The 17,049-nt window shown below is 63.2% G+C and carries 15 protein-coding genes; 12 read left to right on the top strand and 3 right to left on the bottom strand.

Going from position 1 to position 17,049, the window contains the following annotated elements:
• Positions 1 to 48 precede the first annotated feature (48 nt).
• The 11 genes from NCHU2750_RS04745 to NCHU2750_RS04695 all read left to right on the top strand — a co-directional run bounded on the left by NCHU2750_RS04745 (position 49) and on the right by NCHU2750_RS04695 (position 13,074).
• Entirely contained in the window at positions 49 to 1,020 is a 972-nt protein-coding gene (locus NCHU2750_RS04745; RefSeq protein WP_245480333.1) for an iron-siderophore ABC transporter substrate-binding protein, read from the top strand.
• Positions 1,004 to 3,004 (top strand): Fe(3+)-hydroxamate ABC transporter permease FhuB, encoded by a 2,001-nt coding sequence (fhuB, locus tag NCHU2750_RS04740; protein WP_119939408.1) that lies wholly within the window; start codon positions 1,004 to 1,006, stop codon positions 3,002 to 3,004. Before NCHU2750_RS04745 ends, fhuB begins: the two co-directional genes overlap by 17 nt.
• Positions 3,001 to 4,086, top strand: coding sequence for a siderophore-interacting protein (locus NCHU2750_RS04735; protein ID WP_119939407.1), 1,086 nt, complete (start codon positions 3,001 to 3,003; stop codon positions 4,084 to 4,086). The genes fhuB and NCHU2750_RS04735 overlap by 4 nt, the downstream gene beginning before the upstream one ends.
• Before the next feature lie 291 nt (positions 4,087 to 4,377).
• Positions 4,378 to 5,220, top strand: a complete 843-nt coding sequence (gene ygfZ / locus NCHU2750_RS04730; protein WP_119942947.1) for a CAF17-like 4Fe-4S cluster assembly/insertion protein YgfZ — start codon at positions 4,378 to 4,380, stop codon at positions 5,218 to 5,220.
• A gap of 32 nt (positions 5,221 to 5,252) precedes the next feature.
• Positions 5,253 to 5,834, top strand: a complete 582-nt coding sequence (locus NCHU2750_RS04725) for a YfbR-like 5'-deoxynucleotidase (RefSeq protein ID WP_119942945.1) — start codon at positions 5,253 to 5,255, stop codon at positions 5,832 to 5,834.
• A complete protein-coding gene (locus NCHU2750_RS04720; RefSeq protein ID WP_119939406.1) occupies positions 5,831 to 6,367 on the top strand; it encodes a tyrosine phosphatase family protein in 537 nt (178 codons plus the stop codon). The genes NCHU2750_RS04725 and NCHU2750_RS04720 overlap by 4 nt, the downstream gene beginning before the upstream one ends.
• 108 nt (positions 6,368 to 6,475) lie before the next feature.
• Positions 6,476 to 7,321: a mechanosensitive ion channel family protein gene (locus NCHU2750_RS04715; RefSeq protein WP_119939405.1), complete on the top strand. Its 846-nt coding sequence runs from the start codon at positions 6,476 to 6,478 to the stop codon at positions 7,319 to 7,321.
• A 356-nt stretch (positions 7,322 to 7,677) separates the two neighbouring features.
• Entirely contained in the window at positions 7,678 to 10,440 is a 2,763-nt protein-coding gene (locus NCHU2750_RS04710) for a DUF2339 domain-containing protein (RefSeq protein ID WP_162939705.1), read from the top strand.
• Positions 10,437 to 11,099: an HD domain-containing protein gene (locus NCHU2750_RS04705; protein ID WP_119939404.1), complete on the top strand. Its 663-nt coding sequence runs from the start codon at positions 10,437 to 10,439 to the stop codon at positions 11,097 to 11,099. Before NCHU2750_RS04710 ends, NCHU2750_RS04705 begins: the two co-directional genes overlap by 4 nt.
• Positions 11,100 to 11,121: 22 nt before the next feature.
• Positions 11,122 to 11,970, top strand: coding sequence for an MOSC domain-containing protein (locus NCHU2750_RS04700; protein WP_119939403.1), 849 nt, complete (start codon positions 11,122 to 11,124; stop codon positions 11,968 to 11,970).
• A gap of 207 nt (positions 11,971 to 12,177) precedes the next feature.
• Positions 12,178 to 13,074 carry a DMT family transporter gene (locus NCHU2750_RS04695; RefSeq protein ID WP_119942941.1) on the top strand — a complete coding sequence of 299 codons (897 nt, stop codon included), beginning with the start codon at positions 12,178 to 12,180 and terminating at the stop codon, positions 13,072 to 13,074.
• 34 nt (positions 13,075 to 13,108) lie between these two features.
• Here the strand turns inward: NCHU2750_RS04695 and NCHU2750_RS04690 are convergent, their stop codons facing one another.
• The gene (locus NCHU2750_RS04690; protein WP_162939492.1) at positions 13,109 to 14,800 is read right to left on the bottom strand and encodes a flagellin N-terminal helical domain-containing protein; all 1,692 of its coding nucleotides are present in this window, start codon (positions 14,798 to 14,800) and stop codon (positions 13,109 to 13,111) included.
• A gap of 199 nt (positions 14,801 to 14,999) precedes the next feature.
• Complete coding sequence (recO, locus tag NCHU2750_RS04685) at positions 15,000 to 15,764, bottom strand: DNA repair protein RecO (protein ID WP_119939401.1); 765 nt, start codon at positions 15,762 to 15,764, stop codon at positions 15,000 to 15,002.
• A 188-nt stretch (positions 15,765 to 15,952) separates the two neighbouring features.
• Between recO and NCHU2750_RS04680 the strand changes: the two genes are divergently transcribed.
• On the top strand, positions 15,953 to 16,348 hold the full coding sequence (locus NCHU2750_RS04680; RefSeq protein WP_119939400.1) for a hypothetical protein: 396 nt from the start codon (positions 15,953 to 15,955) through the stop codon (positions 16,346 to 16,348).
• Between the two features lie 58 nt (positions 16,349 to 16,406).
• On the opposite strand, the gene NCHU2750_RS04675 is transcribed toward NCHU2750_RS04680, so the two are convergent.
• Positions 16,407 to 16,931, bottom strand: a complete 525-nt coding sequence (locus NCHU2750_RS04675) for a PAS domain-containing protein (protein WP_162939491.1) — start codon at positions 16,929 to 16,931, stop codon at positions 16,407 to 16,409.
• Positions 16,932 to 17,049: the final 118 nt, after the last annotated feature.

Genomic DNA, 17,049 nt, shown 5'->3' with positions numbered 1-17,049 from the left:
ATAAGGAAGGCCCGGAGAGGGCCTTTCTTTTTGTCATCGGAGACCGATTTGCATTCTTCCGTCCCGTTCTCCCGCAGGGCCCTGATGAAGGCTGCGGCAGCACTTGCCGCCACATCCGCGACCCCGCTCACCGCGTTTTCCCAAACCACTCCCGCGGCTGCCCCTGCCCCCGCTTCCGCTACCCCTGCTCCTGCCCCAACGCCTGCCTCTGCCTCTGCCGCCACTGGCCCGCGCACGGCAACGCTCGACTGGGCGCATCTGGAAACGCTCCTGGCGCTCGGCTCGAATGTCGTTGCGGCTCCGGAACTGAAACAGTTCCGCGAGGTGGCGGTCGAACCCGTCGTCCCGGATGGCGTTGCCGATCTCGGCCTGCGCGGCACGCCCAACCTCGAGACACTGTCCTTTGCCAAGCCGGACCTGATCTTCAACTCCAATTATTATGCCTGGGCCGACAAGCAGCTTTCGGGCATCGCGCCGGTCAAGAATCTCGCCATCTATGTGCCCGGCGAAGACCCGTTCGTCATGGCGACACGGGCAACCGTTGCGATCGGCGAGGCCATCGGGGTGAAGACCGCGCTCTCCTATGTGAAAGGCGTCAACCACCGGCTGGACGAGCTCCGGCAATCGCTGGCTGATGGCGACGGGCGGCCGGTGCTCTTGATCAATCTCGGCGATGCGCGCCACTACCGGGTGTTCGGGTCGGACAGCATGTTCGGCTCGGTTCTGACACGGCTCGGGCTCGACAATGCCTGGCCGGGTGCCACCGCCTATTCGGCAACCGCCCCGATCGGTATCGAGACGCTGGCGCAGATGCCGGACGCCTGGATCGTGATGATCCCGCCAAGCCCCGCCGATGCGCTTGCCGAGCTCAAGGATGGCGCCTTCTGGAATGCGCTGCCGGCGGTGAAGGAAAAGCGCGTCATCTCGATCGATCCGGTCAATCCCTATGGCGCGCTTCCAGCGGCGCGGCGGTTTGCCGAAGAACTGTCGAAAGGTCTGATCGATGGCTGGAACGGCTAGTCTCGCCGCCCGGCCCTCACCGCCCGCGCGCCCTGCCCTGTCGGTCGGTCTGATTGCCGCTGCCTGCGTGGCGATGCTGGCGCTTCTCGTCCTGACGCGCCCGACCGTGCCGGGCAACCCCACCACGTCGGCCATGCTCGGCGAGATCCTGTTGTGGAACAGCCTACTGCCGCGGTCGGCCATCGCGCTGATCTCCGGGGCGGCCCTCGGCCTTGCCGGCGCGCTTCTGCAGCGGGTGCTGCGCAATCCGATCGCCGATGCCTCGACGCTCGGGATTGCCGCGGGCGCCCAGCTTGCCATGGTCGCGGCGCTGAGTTTCCTGCCACTGCTTGCCGGGTTTTCGCGCGAGATGGTGGCGTTTGCCGGCGGGCTTTTGGCCGTTTTCCTCGTTCTCGCCCTGTCATGGCGGCGGGCCTTCGATCCGGTGACGGTGGCGGTGTCGGGGCTGATCGTCAGCATGATCGCTGCTTCCGCCACCATCACTCTCATCCTGGCGCGCGGCGAATATGCCATGTCTGTCAGCATCTGGGGGGCCGGGGCGCTCAACCAGCAGGACTGGCATGGCGTGATCTCGCTTTTGCCACGGCTCGCAGCTGGTGCCGTGATCGCCGTCGTCCTCGTGCGGCCGCTCAATGTTCTGGCGCTCGACGATGCGAGCGCCAGGAGCCTCGGCATGTCGATCATGGCCCTCCGGCTGGCGATCCTTCTTCTGTCCGTCTGGCTTGCCGCCTCGGTAACGGCCACCGTCGGCGTGATCGGTTTTCTCGGGCTGGCGGCACCGGCGATCGCCAGACGTCTCGGCGCGCGCACGACCGGCCAGGTGCTGGTGGCAGCACCTTTTGCCGGTGCTGCCCTGCTGTTCCTCACCGACGGGCTGAGCCAGTTGCTCGGGCCGGGCTTCAACGATCTTGCTCCAGCGGGCGCTGCCACCGCGCTGATGGGCGGGCCGGTTCTTCTGGCGCTTTTGCCGCGGCTGCATGCCAGCTCTCCCGTCACCGCCGACGCCTCGCCCGCCGAAAAAAGGCTATCGCGCCCGACCTTCTGGATCATCGCACTTGCCGTCGCCATCGCGCTCGTCATGCTCGCGGCACTGACGATCGGCCCATCGCCGTCCGGCATCGCCCTTTCCATCGGGCAGCAATTGTCCGAACTCATCCCCTTCCGGTTGCCGCGCATTCTGGCGGCGGGCGGGGCCGGCGCGCTGCTCGGCGCCTCCGGCTTCATCATGCAGCGGGTCACCGGCAATCCGATCGCCAGTCCCGAAGTGCTGGGCGTTTCGGCCGGCGGCGGCGCGGGCCTTGCGGTGACGCTGATCATCGTCGGGTTCGCCTCGCCGATGCAGATGCTTGCCGGCATGGCGATCGGCGCGCTCGTCGTCTTTGCCATCATGATCGCGATCGCAGCGCGGGGAGAACTTTCTCCCGAGCGGCTGCTGCTTTCCGGTATTGCGGTGAGCGCCATCTCCATGGCGCTGGTGACGATGGTGATCGCCCAGGGCGACATCCGATCCTTCATGCTTCTAACCTGGATGGCGGGCTCGACCAACCGGGCAGGCACTTTCGAGGCCTATACGGCGCTTGGCGCACTGGCCGTCTTCACCCTGCCGCTCCTGTTCATGGGGCGCTGGCTGACCATCCTGCCGCTCGGCGGCGTGATCTCGAAGGAGGTCGGCATCGGGCTTACGGCCGCGCGGCTGGCGCTGGCGGTCCTGTCGGCACTGATGACGGCTGTGGCGTCCTTCCTTGTTGGGCCGCTCAGCCTTGCCGGGCTCGTCGCACCGCATCTTTCCCGGCTGATCGGCTTTTCCGGCGCCCGCCAGCAGCTTTTTGCCTCGCTGATGATCGGGGCGGCGATGCTGATCCTCGCCGACTGGCTGTCGCGCGTGGTCATCTATCCCTATCAGGTCCCGGTCGGTGTGTTTGCCGCACTGATCGGCGGGCCCTACCTTCTTTGGCTTCTCGCACGCATGGAGAAACGATCATGAACGCTGCCAGTTTTCCGCACCGGGATTTCATCCTCAACGGCACGGCCATTCCGGCGGATGCCGAAGAGATGCTGGCGGAGATCTGCGAGCATTTCATCGACCATGCCGAAGTCCTTCGCGACGGCGACCACGTGACCCTGTCGAGCGAGATCGGCGAAGCCTATATTTCCAAGGTCTGCGAACAGCTCGATATCCGCCTTGCCTGCCCGACCTCCGACATGCTGTCGATGACGCGGGCGATCATTGCCGAACATCTCTTCATGTTTGCCGGCGACGATCCGCTGACGCTCGAATGGGCCGACCAGCCGAAGCCGGCACGGCTTGCGAACCTCAGCGAAATCACCGTCGTTGCCGCCGAGAATATTACGCCGCGGATGCGCCGGATCACCGTATCCTGCGCCGACGCCGCTCGTTTCGACACAGTGGACGGGTTGCATGTGCGCCTGCTGATGCCGCCCAAGGGCCGCGCGCCGATCTGGCCGGTGACGCTTGCCGACGGCCGCATCGGCTGGCCTCAAGGCGAGGACGCAATTTCGGTGCGCTATTACACGATCCGCAGCATCGACCTCGAACGCTGCGAGATGGCGATCGATTTCGTGCTGCATGAGGATTGCGGGAAAGAGATGCCGGGTGCCGAATTCGGGCTTACCGCGCAGCCGGGCGACCGTGCCGGTCTGCTCGGGCCGGGTGCCGGCGGCATGCCCGCGGCGAAGAGCCTGATCCTTGCCGGCGACGAGACGGCGCTGCCGGCGATCGGCCGGATGATCGAGCTTGCCACTCCTGACATGGAGGTCCACGCGATCCTCGAAGTAGCCGACAAGGCGGAAGAACAGGCGTTTGCCTGCCGTGCCGGAAAATTCACGGTGGAATGGCTGCATCGCAACGGCGTCGAGGCCGGCACGGCCGGACTGCTGGAACCGGCGATCACTGCCCGGCTCGACACGCTCGGGGCAGACACGGCCATCTGGGCGGCCTGCGAAAAGACAGAGGCGCAGGCGATCCGGGCGCGGCTCAAGGCGCATGGACTGGACCGGACACGAATGAGCGCCATTACGTATTGGCGGCGGGGCTATACGGATTGAGGTTGGTGGTTTCTCACCGCTAAAGAACGCCTCATCTTTTCTCAAAGACCCCTCCCAACCCTCCCCACAAGGGGGAGGGCTTAACCTAGCCGCGCAGCCTACGCTCAATCGGGGTAGGTGAGCGCCACGAGTCTTCTCCCCCCTTGTGGGGGAGATGGCCGGCAGGCCAGAGAGGGTCTTTGCGACAAGGCACTTATGAGCCTCGTCACTTGCCCTTGCCGCTTGCCCCGTTTGGCGCGAAGACTTATCTGCCAAGCAGATGAGATGGAATCGGCTTCGAGGACAGTTTTCATGACACATGCCTATCTTGCGACCCGGCGCCTGATCCATGTTGGCGGCAATGATGCGCGGGATTTTCTGCACGCGCTGATCACCACGGATGTCGAAGGGCTCCCCGACCATGAAGCCCGGCCGGGTGCGCTTTTGACGCCGCAGGGCAAGATCCTGTTCGATTTCCTGATCTGGAAAGTGCAGGACGGGTTCGTCATCGAGACCGACGAGAGCCAGCGGGATGCGCTCCTCAAACGGCTGACCATGTACAAGCTGCGCGCCGCCGTGGTGCTTTCGGCCCTGCCCGAGGAAGGTGTCACCGTATTCTGGGGCGCCGAAGCTGGAAACGGCGCGATCGTCGATGGCGGCTTTGCCAAAGCGGGCATTGCCCTGTCGCGGACCATTGGCCGCCTCGCCGAGGGCGATGCATCCGCCTATCAGGCGCTCCGGATCGCGGCGGGGCTTGCCGTCTCCGGCGAGGATTTCGCCCTGCAGGATGCGTTTCCGCATGATGTTCTGCTCGACAAGTCCGGTGGGCTTTCCTTCAAGAAGGGCTGCTATGTTGGGCAGGAGGTCGTCTCGCGCATGCAGCATCGCGGCACTGCGCGGCGGAGGGTCGCGACCGTCACGGCCGAGAGCCCCCTGCCCGCCTCCGGCACCGAGATCACCGCCGGCGGCAAGCCGGTCGGCACGCTCGGTTCGGTGTCCGACAATTCGGCGCTTGCGATCGTCAGGATCGACCGGGTGGGCGATGCGATCGCCCATGGCGTGCCGCTGCTGGCCGGCGAAACGCCGGTCTCCATCATGCTGCCCGGCTGGACCGGGCTGACCTTCCCGGCAGAGGCGGAAGGGGCCGAGCCTTGAGCGGCACGACCGGTGCGCGCGCCTGGCAGCGGATGCTGTCCGGCCGCAGGCTCGACCTGCTCGATCCGTCGGCGCTCGATGTGGAAATCTCCGACATCGCCCACGGGCTTGCCCGCGTCGCCCGCTGGAACGGCCAGACGCATGGCGACCATGCGTTTTCCGTCGCCCAGCATTGCCTTGTGGTGGAAGAGATCTTTCGCCGCTGCAATGCCGATGCCGGTGCCGACGCGCTGCAGATGACGCTGCTGCACGACGCCCCGGAATATGTGATCGGCGACATGATCTCGCCGTTCAAGGCGGTGGTCGGCGGCGGCTACAAGACGGTCGAGGCGCGGCTGGAGGCGGCCATCCATATGCGTTTCGGCCTGCCGCCGCATCCGGCCAAAGACCTCAAGGTGTTGATCAAGAAGGCCGATACGATCGCCGCCTATTTCGAGGCGACCGAGCTTGCCGGTTTCACCACGGCGGAAGCCCGCAAGATCTTTGGCCAGCCGCGCGGGATTACCCGCGAAATGCTGCCGCTTTCGCCGCTTTCGGCCATCGAGGCACAGGCCCTGTTCATGACCCGGTTCGAGGCGATCGAGGCGGAACGAGCGAAGGCGGCCGCCTCGTGAGCACCATCGTCGTCTGCCCGCTTGCCAGCATTGCCGAGACTGCCGTTCGCCATGGCGCGCGCGAAATGGTCAGCCTGATCGCCGAAAAGCAGGATTTTCACCGGCCGGGCGTGATCCGTGCCGAGCGGCACCTGAAGCTTCAAATGAACGATATCGGCTTTGCCGGCACCGGCGGGCTGATTGCGCCGAGCGAAAAACACGTGGCCGAGCTGATCGGCTTCGTGCGCCAGTGGGATCAGTCGGCACCGCTTATCGTGCATTGCTGGATGGGCGTTTCCCGCTCGCCGGCCGCGGCAGCGATTGCCATCCTGGCGCTCAATCCGCAGGAGGACGATCTCGACCTTGCGCGCCGGCTGCGCAAGGCAGCGCCGCATGCGACACCCAATACGCGGCTGATCGAGATCGGCGACCAGATGCTCGGACGCGGTGGACGATTGATCGCCGCGATGAAATCGATCGGCCGTGGTGCGGAGACCGATGGCCGGGCATCGTTTTCAATAGAAGTGATTCAACAGACTTCGCCAAACGGTTGAAAATTCTATTATCTTTAGAGAAATAGAGAAAACGTTCCGCGTTTGCCTTGACCTCCATGTCCATTGCGCCAATTACGGGCGCAAGAAAAACAAGGAGACTTCTGCGGAATGGATCAGGCTTCCGAATTCGTCGTCGCGACACGAACGGCGCTTGCTCAATTGATGGCGCTTGCCGTCCAATATTCCTTCTCCGTTGTCGGTGCGGTCATTCTTCTCATCATCGGCTGGGTGGTTGCCGGGCTTCTGGGCCGCTGGGTCTATAACGGCCTGTCGCATATCAACGGCATCGATGCGACGCTGTCGCAGTTCTTCTCCAATATCGTGCGCTATGCGGCGCTGATCCTCGTCGTGGTGATGGTGCTCGGCCAGTTCGGCGTGCAGACAGCCTCGATCCTCGCAGCGCTCGGCGCAATCGGCCTTGCGGTCGGTCTGGCGCTTCAGGGCACGCTGCAGAATATCGCCGCCGGCATCATGCTGCTGGTGCTGCGCCCCTTCCGCGTCGGCGAAAGCATCGAGACGGGTACGGTCAGCGGCACGGTTGTCGATGTCGGGCTTTTCGCCACCGAGCTTCGCACGGCCGAAGGCGTCTATCGGCTGGCGCCGAATTCGACGCTGTGGAACGTGCCGATCACCAATTACAGCCGGCTTGCGACCCGCCGTCACGAGATCACCATTTCGATCACGGCCGACGACGATGTGGCGCAGACCGAAGACCAGCTGCTGCGGCTTGCCACGGCAGACGAGCGGGTGCTGAAATCGCCGGCACCGAGCGCCTTCATTTCTGAATTCGATACAGCCAGCGCAAGGGTGACGCTGCGCTACTGGATCAGCGGCAAGCAATGGTGGGAGGTGAGCCGCGACATGACCAAGGCAGTCAAGGAGGCTTTCCACACGGTACCCGACGAGACACCGGCGGAAGCGACTATGGAAGCCCCCACGGGAGCGTCTGCCTGAGAAAATTCCGATCCATCAACCGCATGGCGCGTCCCGGTACGAGCGGACCTTCGCTTCCTCTTTCGAGGCGCGGACGAGCCGGGGCCAGGCGGAGCTGATGGCAAGGATGTATCGGGTCCGGTTACGAGGACCGGACCCGATACCGTTTGACCTTTCCGGCAATATCTCGCCCGTTGGTCGCTTCACCTCTCGATTGCCATAGTCGCGACGGCATGATCCGGTTCCGGCGGCCAGAATGGGCGCCAGGCTGTGGAGCATCGCAGACTGGCCTTTCCTCCAGACCATGTTCCACTACATTCACGTCTTCGGCATTGGCGCAGACTGCCAGCCGAACCGGGGGAGACTGCGTGTACCTGATCGATATCCTGCTCATCATCCTTGTCTTCTTCCTGATCTCGCAGAACAGAAAGATGTCCGCGCGTGTCGACGGGCTGGAACGGCAGCTTGGCGAGGTGATGCAGAAGATCGCCGATGGTGCCGTCATGTCCGCCGGATCGGACCGGGTTCAGGCCGAGGCCACACGATCCGAACACGTGGTGACGGAGGATGCTGCCGAGCCCGCATTGCAGGCGGAGACGGCGGAGGAAGCCGAACGGGAAACGGAAGAGGCGGAGAACGAAGCCCTTGCCGCCCCAGACGCCCCGCAGGCTGCCGAGGATCTTCCGGTCGCGGCAAGGGCGCGCCCATCGCGGGACAATCTGGAAAGCTATCTCGGGGCGCGCTGGCCGGTCTGGGTCGGCGGCGTGGCGCTGGCCTTCGGCGGCATATTCCTGGTGCGCTATTCGATCGAGGCCGGGCTGCTCGGTCCGGCGGCGCGGCTGACGCTTGCCGCTCTCTTCGGTCTGCTGCTGATGGCGGGCGGTGAAGTCGTGCGGCGCAGGGCGTTGCCGCGGATTTCCGAACTCTATGCCAATGCGATGATCCCCGGCGCACTGACGGCGGCAGGTGCCGTGACGCTGCTCGGCACGGTGTTTGCGGCCTATGCCTTCTACGATTTCATCGGGCCAGCAACCGCCTTCGTGCTGATGGCACTCGTCTCGCTTTTGACCGTGGCGCTGTCCTTGCTGCATGGGCAGGCGCTGGCAGGGCTTGGCCTGCTCGGCTCGCTTTTGACGCCGCTTCTGGTGTCGAGCGACGATCCGAACGTCAATGCGCTGTTCCTCTTCCTTTCCGTCACCTGGCTTGCCGTCAATGCCGCCTCGCGCATCCGCGGCTGGACGGTGGTTCCAACGCTCGCCAATCTCGGCACCGGCGCCTGGATCCTCGCCTATGCAACGATCGGAACCGATTTCGATCCTCTGCCGCCAGCGCTCACCATGCTGGTGATGATCGGCGGGACGATCTTCCTGTGGCCGGGCCAGCGCTATCTGTCCGATGCCGCATCCGGCTGGAAAGCCCTGCTGCGCCGCCCACCGCTCACGATCAGCCTGTCGCTGTCGATCATCGTTGCGCTCGGGGCCTTGATCACCATCGCGGGTGGGGCAGCGGCCAATTCCGGTTCCGGCATAGATCCGCAATTTGCCTTCGCGGCGGTCATTGCGCCGCTTGCCGCGCTCGGCGCGTCCCGGACCTATGCCGTGTGGCCGGCGCTGATCGCTGCCGCGGGTGCGGTGCTCGGCACGCTGATCACCGCCGTCTCGCTGCTCGATTATATCGCGCCGGATGCATTTGGCGGGGCGCCGGTGGCCTTGCCGACATCCGGCAACGAGATCGCCGTGACGCTTGGGCTCGGCGCCATCTTCACCCTTCTCGGCGTCTTCTTCCTCAAGCGGTTCCGCCGCCTGGAGAGCGAATTCTCGATGCTCTGGGCATTTCTGATGGGCGCCATGCCGGTCGGGCTCGGGTTCATCTCCTTCCTCAACTTCGGCAATTTCTTCCGCGACTGGACCCATGGGCTCTTCGGGCTCGGCATCGCCGTCGCCATGCTGGCGGTGGCCGAATGGCTGTTCCGTGGTGACAGGGAGAGGCAAGAGGACGGGTTCGACTGGCCGGCGAATATCGCGGTAGCGGGGTCGTTCGCAGGCCTGATGCTTTCGCTGCATGCGCTGACCAACGGCATCGTCACGACGATCCTCGTGTCGGTCGCAGGCTTTGCCTATCTGCTTGCGACGCGGCTGCGCAGCTGGCCGGCGCTGCCCTGGATGATGGCGGCTGCGGTGATCGTCGTCTTCGGTCGGATCGCCTGGCAGCCGACGCTGATCGGGCCGAACAGTCTCGGCACGACGCCGTTTTTCAATGCGCTCCTGCCCGGCTACGGCATTCCGACGCTGCTTGCCATCGTCTCGGCATGGCTGCTCAGACATTCGCCGGATTTCCGCATCCGCAACATCATGCAGGCGCTCGCCTCGCTGTCGGCGCTGATCACCCTAGCGGTTCTCATTCACCACGCGATGAATGGCGGGCGGCTTTCGAGCGATATCCCGACGCTCGGCGAACAGTCGCTCTATACGCTGATCACCATCGGCTTCTCGGGCATATTGATGACGCTCGATCTCAAATCCCCCTCGCCTGTATTCCGCTTCGGCTCGATGATCGCCGGCGTGGTGGCAACCGCAAACGTGCTGTCGCTGCATGTGTTTGCGCTGAACCCGTTCTTCTCGGGCGAAAACACCGGACCGTGGCCGTTCGTCAACCTGCTGCTGCTCGGCTATCTCCTGCCGGCGCTGGCTTACGCGCTCACCGCCCATCTGGCGCGCGAGCGGCGGCCCCTGCCCTATGTGGCGATGCTGGCGATATCGGGCGCCGTGCTCGGCTTTCTCTGGGCGACGCTGTCGGTCCGGCGCTTCTGGCAGGGCGAGAACATTGCCGACTGGAAGGGTTTTCTCGCAGGCGAGACCTATACCTATTCGGTCGTCTGGCTCATCATCGGCGTGGCGCTTCTGGCGCTCGGCTCGAAGCTCAATGCCAAGAGCCTCAGGCTTGCCTCGGCGGGGCTGGTGCTGATTGCGGTCCTGAAAGTGTTCCTCATCGACATGGCGAACCTCGAAGGCATATTGCGGGCGCTGTCGTTCATCGGGCTCGGCGCAGTGCTGATCGGCATCGGGCTTTTCTATCAGCGGATATTGGTGAAGAAGGGGGGCGAACCCGATACCCGTGATTCTCCGGATGCCACCGCATGACGCCTTCGCCTGCAGCCGCCCTTGCCGCCGCCTTTGCACCCCATGAAGCACTTGCCGCCCAGCTGATTGCGCATGCGACCGACAGCGACGACGGCAGCCATGACGTGGCCCATATCCTGCGCGTGTTCAAGAACGCCATGCGCATCCATGCATCGGAAGGCGGTAACGGCCAGGTTCTGACGGCGGCCGTGCTCCTGCACGATTGCGTTTCGGTGGAGAAGAATTCGCCGCTTCGCGCACAGGCATCAAGGCTTGCAGCGGAAAAGGCGAGCGGCATTCTCGCCGTGCTCGGCTGGAAGGCTGCAGCCATCGAGGCGGTGGCGCATGCGATCACCACGCACTCGTTTTCCGCTAATATACCACCGGAGACGATCGAGGCGAAGATATTGCAGGATGCCGACCGGCTGGATGCGATCGGCATGGTGGGGGCGGCACGCTGCTTCTATATCGCCGGGCGCATGGCCTCCGGCCTGTATGACCCGATCGATCCCCTTGCCAAGGAAAGGGCGCTCGACGACAAGAGCTTTGCCATCGACCATTTCGAGGTCAAGCTGTTCAAGCTCGCCGACGGTTTCCAGACCGAGGCCGGCCGGGCGCTGGCCAAGGAGCGGCACGAGAGGCTGAAGCAGATCCGGGACATGTTCCTGGACGAAATCTAAACGGGACTTGAGGGGAACTGCCATGCGCGTATCGGAGCTGAACTTTTATCCGCTGAAAAGCGGCCGCGGCATTCCGCTGACCGAGGCGATGATCACCGCATCGGGCATTCCCGGCGACCGGCAGATGATGATCGTCGATCCGTCCGGCCAGTTCATCACCCAGCGAGAGATGCAGGCGCTGGCGCAGGTGGAGGTGGCGCCCCGCGATGTCGGCTTCCGCTTCGCGATCGACGGCAAGGGCGAGATCCTCGTCGCGGTGCCGCCTTGCGAGCGGCGCATGGATGTCGTCGTGTGGAAGTCTCCGGTGAGCGCTGCGGTGGCCGACGACGGCGCCAATCAGATCCTGTCGACATGGCTCGGGCGCGAGGTGAAGCTGGTATTCTTCGATGACAAGGCCGTGCGTATCGCCAGCCCCGAATGGGCGGGGCCTGAGACGCCGGTCACATTTGCCGATGGCTATCAGGTTCTGGTGACGACGACCGGTTCGCTTGCAGCACTCAATGCCGACATGGACAAGCATGGCGAGGGGCAGATCGGGATGGAGCGTTTCCGGCCGAACATCGTGCTCGACCATGACGAGGCCTGGGCCGAGGACAATTGGGACGGGATCGAGATTGCCGGCATCCGCTTCGATTTCGTCAAGCCCTGTGCCCGCTGCATCATGACCACGCAGGACCAGCAGACGGGATCACGCGAGGTGGCAAGCCCGATGCAGGCGATGGGCCGCATCCGCATGTCCGGCGACCGGCGGGTGCCGGGGCCGCTGTTCGGCTGGAATGCCGTGCCGCGCGGCGAAGGCCGGATCGGGCTCGGCGACGAGGCCTCTATCATCGGCATGCGGGATGCCTGGGCGATCAAGCGCCGCGGCTGAGCAGCATTTCAGGCGCAAGACCCAACATTTGAGCGACAGGCGTACCGAAGGCGGCCTGGCCGCCCTTGACGCATGGCTGCCATGCGCAATGGTCAATTGTGGACACGCAAGAGTGGCAGCCACAACGGTTGTATTCACATCAATCAAGAATCGGGCCTTGAGTTCTCAATGCGCTTTCTTGGCCGGAAAACGCTTCAAGAGCAGTTCATGACACCACGCAGCCAGGGCCTCATCTTCGCGCTTACCGCCGTTTCGATTTTCGCTATCCAGGATGGCATTTCGAAACATCTCGGCCAGGCCTATCCCGCCGTGTTCGTCGCGATGATCCGCTACTGGTTCTTTGCCGCCTTCGTGCTGGCGCTCGCCTCGCGCAACACGGGCGGGATCAGGCAGACGGCAAAAAGCACCCGGCTTTTGCTGCAGATCGTCCGCGGCGCGCTTCTGGTGGCGCAGATCGTCGTGTCGATCTATTCCTTCTCGCATGTGGGGCTGGCGCAGACCCATACGATCTTTGCAGCAACGCCGCTTGTCGTCGCCTGCCTGTCGGTGCCGCTGCTCGGCGAGACGGTCGGCTGGCGCCGCTGGCTTGCGATCGGCGTGGGCTTTCTTGGCATCCTGCTGATCATCGATCCGACGCATGCCTCGTTCGGTGCCAATATGCTGATACCGATCACCTGCACCATCATGTTCGCCTTCTATTCGGTGTTCACCCGCATGGTGAGCCGCACCGACACGTCGCAGACGAGCTTCTTCTATACCGGGATTGCAGGTGCTGCGGCGGTGACGCTGGTCGGGCCGTTCTACTGGACCTCGATCGCGCCGAACTACTGGTTCTGGATGGCGGCGCTCTGCGTTACGGGCATGAGCGGGCACTATCTCCTGATCCGCGCCTTCGACCTGCTGGATGCCGTCGTGGTCCAGCCGATCTTCTACTGGCAGACGGTGCTGGTCTGCATCATCGGCACATTCATCTTCGGCGAGGTGATGACCTGGAACATGATTGCCGGCTGCGTGGTCGTCATCGGTGCCGGCCTGTTCACCATCCTGCGCGAGGCACAGCTCGGCAAGCAGAGGCCGCCAGTCGAACCGCCGGGGGCGTTGTAACGGGCCGTCGAAATGGCACCTCGCCAATCACGCCTTATGACTGGAACAGGCTGAGAATGTTCTGCGGACCGGAATTGGCGATCTGCAGGCTCTGGACGGCCAGTTGCTTCTGCGTCTGCAGCGCATTTAGGCGGGCCGAGGTCTCTTCCATGTCAGCATCCGTCAGCCGGCTGACGCCGGTGTCGATCTGGTTCATCATAGTGTGCGCGAAATTCGAGGCGAGGTCGATGCGCTGCTGTACCGAACCGAGCATGGCGCCTGTATCGATCGACTGCTTGAGCATGTTGTCGACGCCATCGATATAGTCGTCGATGCTGAAATCGTCCTTGGTGACATCGATTTCGGAGAGATCGAAGCGCTGGATGAAATCCTGGTTGGTACGGAACTGGCTGATGTAGAAGGGTACGGCCTGGTTGCCGTAGCCGGGAAACTGGTCCTGGTCGGCCCGGAAGGTCAGCGAATTGCCGCTGCTGGAGACCCACATGCCCGCGTCGGTGCTGGCGACAGAATCAATGACCGTCTTCAGATCGTCGGCGTCGTTGATCATGCCATCGCCCCTGCCGAGCGCGTTGTCGACGGCATCGCGATCGATGACATAGGTCTTCGGATCGTGGTTATCGACCGCGACATCGAAGGAGATCGTCGCATCGACCATCACCTTGAACGGAGCGACGAAGTTCTGCGTCGCATAGGGGATGAGATTGTCGTAATTGACGGTCGGCGTCGTGTTGAGACCGAGCGTCGGTGCGTCGAGCGTTCCCGAAACCGTGCCGATATAGATGCTCGACGCGCGTTTTCCCGATGTTTCGAGCGTGCGGATTTCGTAATGGCTGGTGTCGTTGGCGGCGGCGGAGGCAGTGCCGTAAGCGTCGGCATACTGATCGGCACCGGCATTCACGAAGGCCTGCTGCAGGACCGCGCGGGCCTGCACGGCCGTGGCGATCACGCCGTTGGCCGCGCTGCCGAGCGCGGCATCCACGACGGACTTGTCGATGTGGATGGGAAACGAAATGCCGGCATCGTCCTGGCTGTCGTCGACCAGCATGCTGAAGTCGATATAGTCGTTGTCGCCGAAGGTCTGCGGACCTGAGAAAGTGTGGTCCTCATAGCCTTCATGATAGTAATTGCTGGAATTCACCGTACCGAGCGGCATGTAGTAATCGAGGTCATCCTTCTGCAGGATACCGCCGCCGCCGAAATTCAGCATGCTGGTCTTGCGCAGGTCGACCTTGGTCGTGCTAACATTGACCGTGCCATCGCTGTCGCGGGTAAAGCCGTCGACGACATCATCGTCCCAGGTGTTCATGGCGTTGATATTTTCGCCGCCCTCGGTATCGAGATAGTTGACGCCGGCAAAGCTCGCCGACTGGGCGATATTTTCCGCTTGGTCGCTCAAGGCGGAAATCTGGTTCTGGATCTGCTGCCGGTCGACGCTGCTTTCCTTGGCGGTGACGAGGGTTGCCTTTACATCGGAGAGGATGTCGACGATCGCCTCGGTGCCGGCATAGGCGGCATCGACCTTGGCCGCGCCGACACCGAGCGCGTCATTTGCCGCCGAGATCGCCTTCCTGTCGGATCGCATGGTGGTGGAGATAGACCAGTAGGCCACGTTGTCGGCGGCTTTTGCCACCTTGAGGCCGGACGACGCCTCATTCTGGACCTTGTCCAGTCCGGACGAGACCGAGCGCAATGTCTGTAGCGCCGACATGGCGGAAATATTCGTCAATATGCTCGTCATGACCAACCAATAAAAAAATTGAAAGTGGCATCGTCATGAGCCGAATCGCGCTTACCGCGAGTCCGAATTTCAGCACTCACGCTTAACAAGAACTTAACAAAAGCCAACAACTAAGGCGGATCGGGGAACTTCTGATCGAATAGTACGCTAGCGTACAATCTGCACGGGGCGTGCCGCCGGATAGGCTTCAACCGGCCTGACGATCCGCTCGTGGTGTCAGAGCCTTCAGAGCCGCCTGAACGAAACCTTCACGGGCGTCGTTGGCGGTAATGCCACGCGGTTCGTAGACATGGCGATGGAGGAAGAACTGGGTGAGCCTGAAGGCGGCCGCCATGCTTTCACGATCAGCCGCAGGCGCGGCGCCGCCCGCTGTCCCTTCGCCCAGGAATGCCGGCAGCGCCAGCATGCGATCGGCATAGGGAGCGCCCGCCTCGCGGCTGACGGCGCGACCGCTTTTCGGCGACACATAAGTGAGGTTTTCACGCATGCCGGTTGCGGCACATTCGGTAAGGTCGAGCCCGTAGCCGAGATCGTTGAGGACGGCGAGTTCGAAGCGGACGAAGAGTTCGCCGGCATCGGCCGGATCGCCCATGGCATCGAGGATGATGTCCAGCGCATCGAAGAGATGCGGGTGCGGATCGCGCTCCGGAAGCAGGCGCAGGAGCGCGCCCATGGCCTGCACGCCATAGACGGCGGTGGCGGTTTCCATCAGTCTCGCGGCTCTCAACTGCAGGGGTTCGAGCTTCAATTCGCCGAGATGTTCATCCAGCCTTGCCCGCCAGACGGCTTCCACCCGGTTTCCCGGCTGCAGGACCGGCTGCATGGACCGCGAGCGGCCCGAACGCACCAGCCCCATATGGCGGCCGCGCTCGCGCGTCATCAATTCGGCGATGACGCTGGTTTCGCCATGCCGCTTGACGCCGATGATGATTGCCTCGTCCTGCCACTGCATCGATGCTTGAAGACCTTCAAAGAGTGATTCAGTTCTACTCCATAAGTGGCTCGAACTGAATCTGTTTTGCGCTTTGGCAACACTCCGCAAAACTGCGATCAGGTGTCATCTTCATTGGAACAAGTTGTGGAACAAATTGCCCTTGGCGGAATTTTCCCGCCGACCGATCACATCGTCAGGGAGTTCCCATGAGACACGCCGTTTTCGCCGCAGCTGCCGTCTCCGCAGCTTTTGCCGGGTTTATCCAGCCACAGGTTGCTGCCGCGCAATCGCCGCAGCTCGAGCAGGCCTGTATCGCGGTGGCGAAAAGCTTCCTTCTGGTGCCGACGCTCAAGACCGGCATCGTGCAATCCTTCCCCGAGCTCGATCCGCCGGGTGCAAGGCTGACCTATTCGACCCGCGAGGATGCCAAGCCGACCGACTTCACCAACGAGATCGATTGCGAGTTCGACAAGGCGACACCGCCTTTCGGGCTCACCCGCTTCTGCATTTCCCAGACCTGCTACGGACCGGGCGAGCAGGAACCCGAGAACCGCCGCCGCTACCAGGAGGTCAAGGCGCTGATGGATCGGGCAAAGAAATAGCTCAAAGCCACGAAAGCCGGCGAAGCGGCAAGCCCCTCGCCGGCAGCGGCATTATCGCTCAATTGTCGGCGCGGCGCCCCAGAGCCCCCAATGCCGATGTCAGATATCGTTCGGCGAGCGCGTGACGGCGACGCTTGGCGAGTTTGAGAGCCTCCATGCAATGGGAAGCCAGCGGATCGGCTTCGCGTTTGCCGAGCCCGACCTCTTCCGCCGTCACCGTTCCGGTGTAGATGGACGGCACGCCCTCGCCATTGCGCAGGCAGCGTCCCTGTCCCGTCACAATGATGTTACGTCCCGCCGGATGCGTGATCCGGTAGGTCTGGTGGCAGGGCTTGCCGGAGATGATCGTCTCGTGCAGCCCCTTGGCCACCCTCGGCATGTCGTCCTCGGCGACATGCCTGATGACCTGCTCGATCGGCGCACCGATCTCCAGGTCATGCTGCGGGATGCCGTAGATATAGGCGAAGACATGGTCAGCGAAGACCTTGTTTTCACTCAGATCCCAGCTGAAAAACCCGACGGCGTCCTTCAGATCCACGCCGTTGTCTTTTGCCATGTATTTGCCGGTGCCCATGCCGCTCATAGTCCCTTGGCGTTTCCTGTCTCTTTGTGTCGCGAATGGAATGAATCGTTTCATTCGCGACTCTGATCAAAGTTCCAGAGTTGCGCCATGTCAAGCGCACTGCACAAAGTTGCACAAC

Source organism: Neorhizobium sp. NCHU2750, assembly GCF_003597675.1.
GTDB lineage: Bacteria > Pseudomonadota > Alphaproteobacteria > Rhizobiales > Rhizobiaceae > Neorhizobium.
Note: the sequence above shows the minus strand (reverse complement) of the source record. Positions and strands in the feature narration are given on the sequence as shown.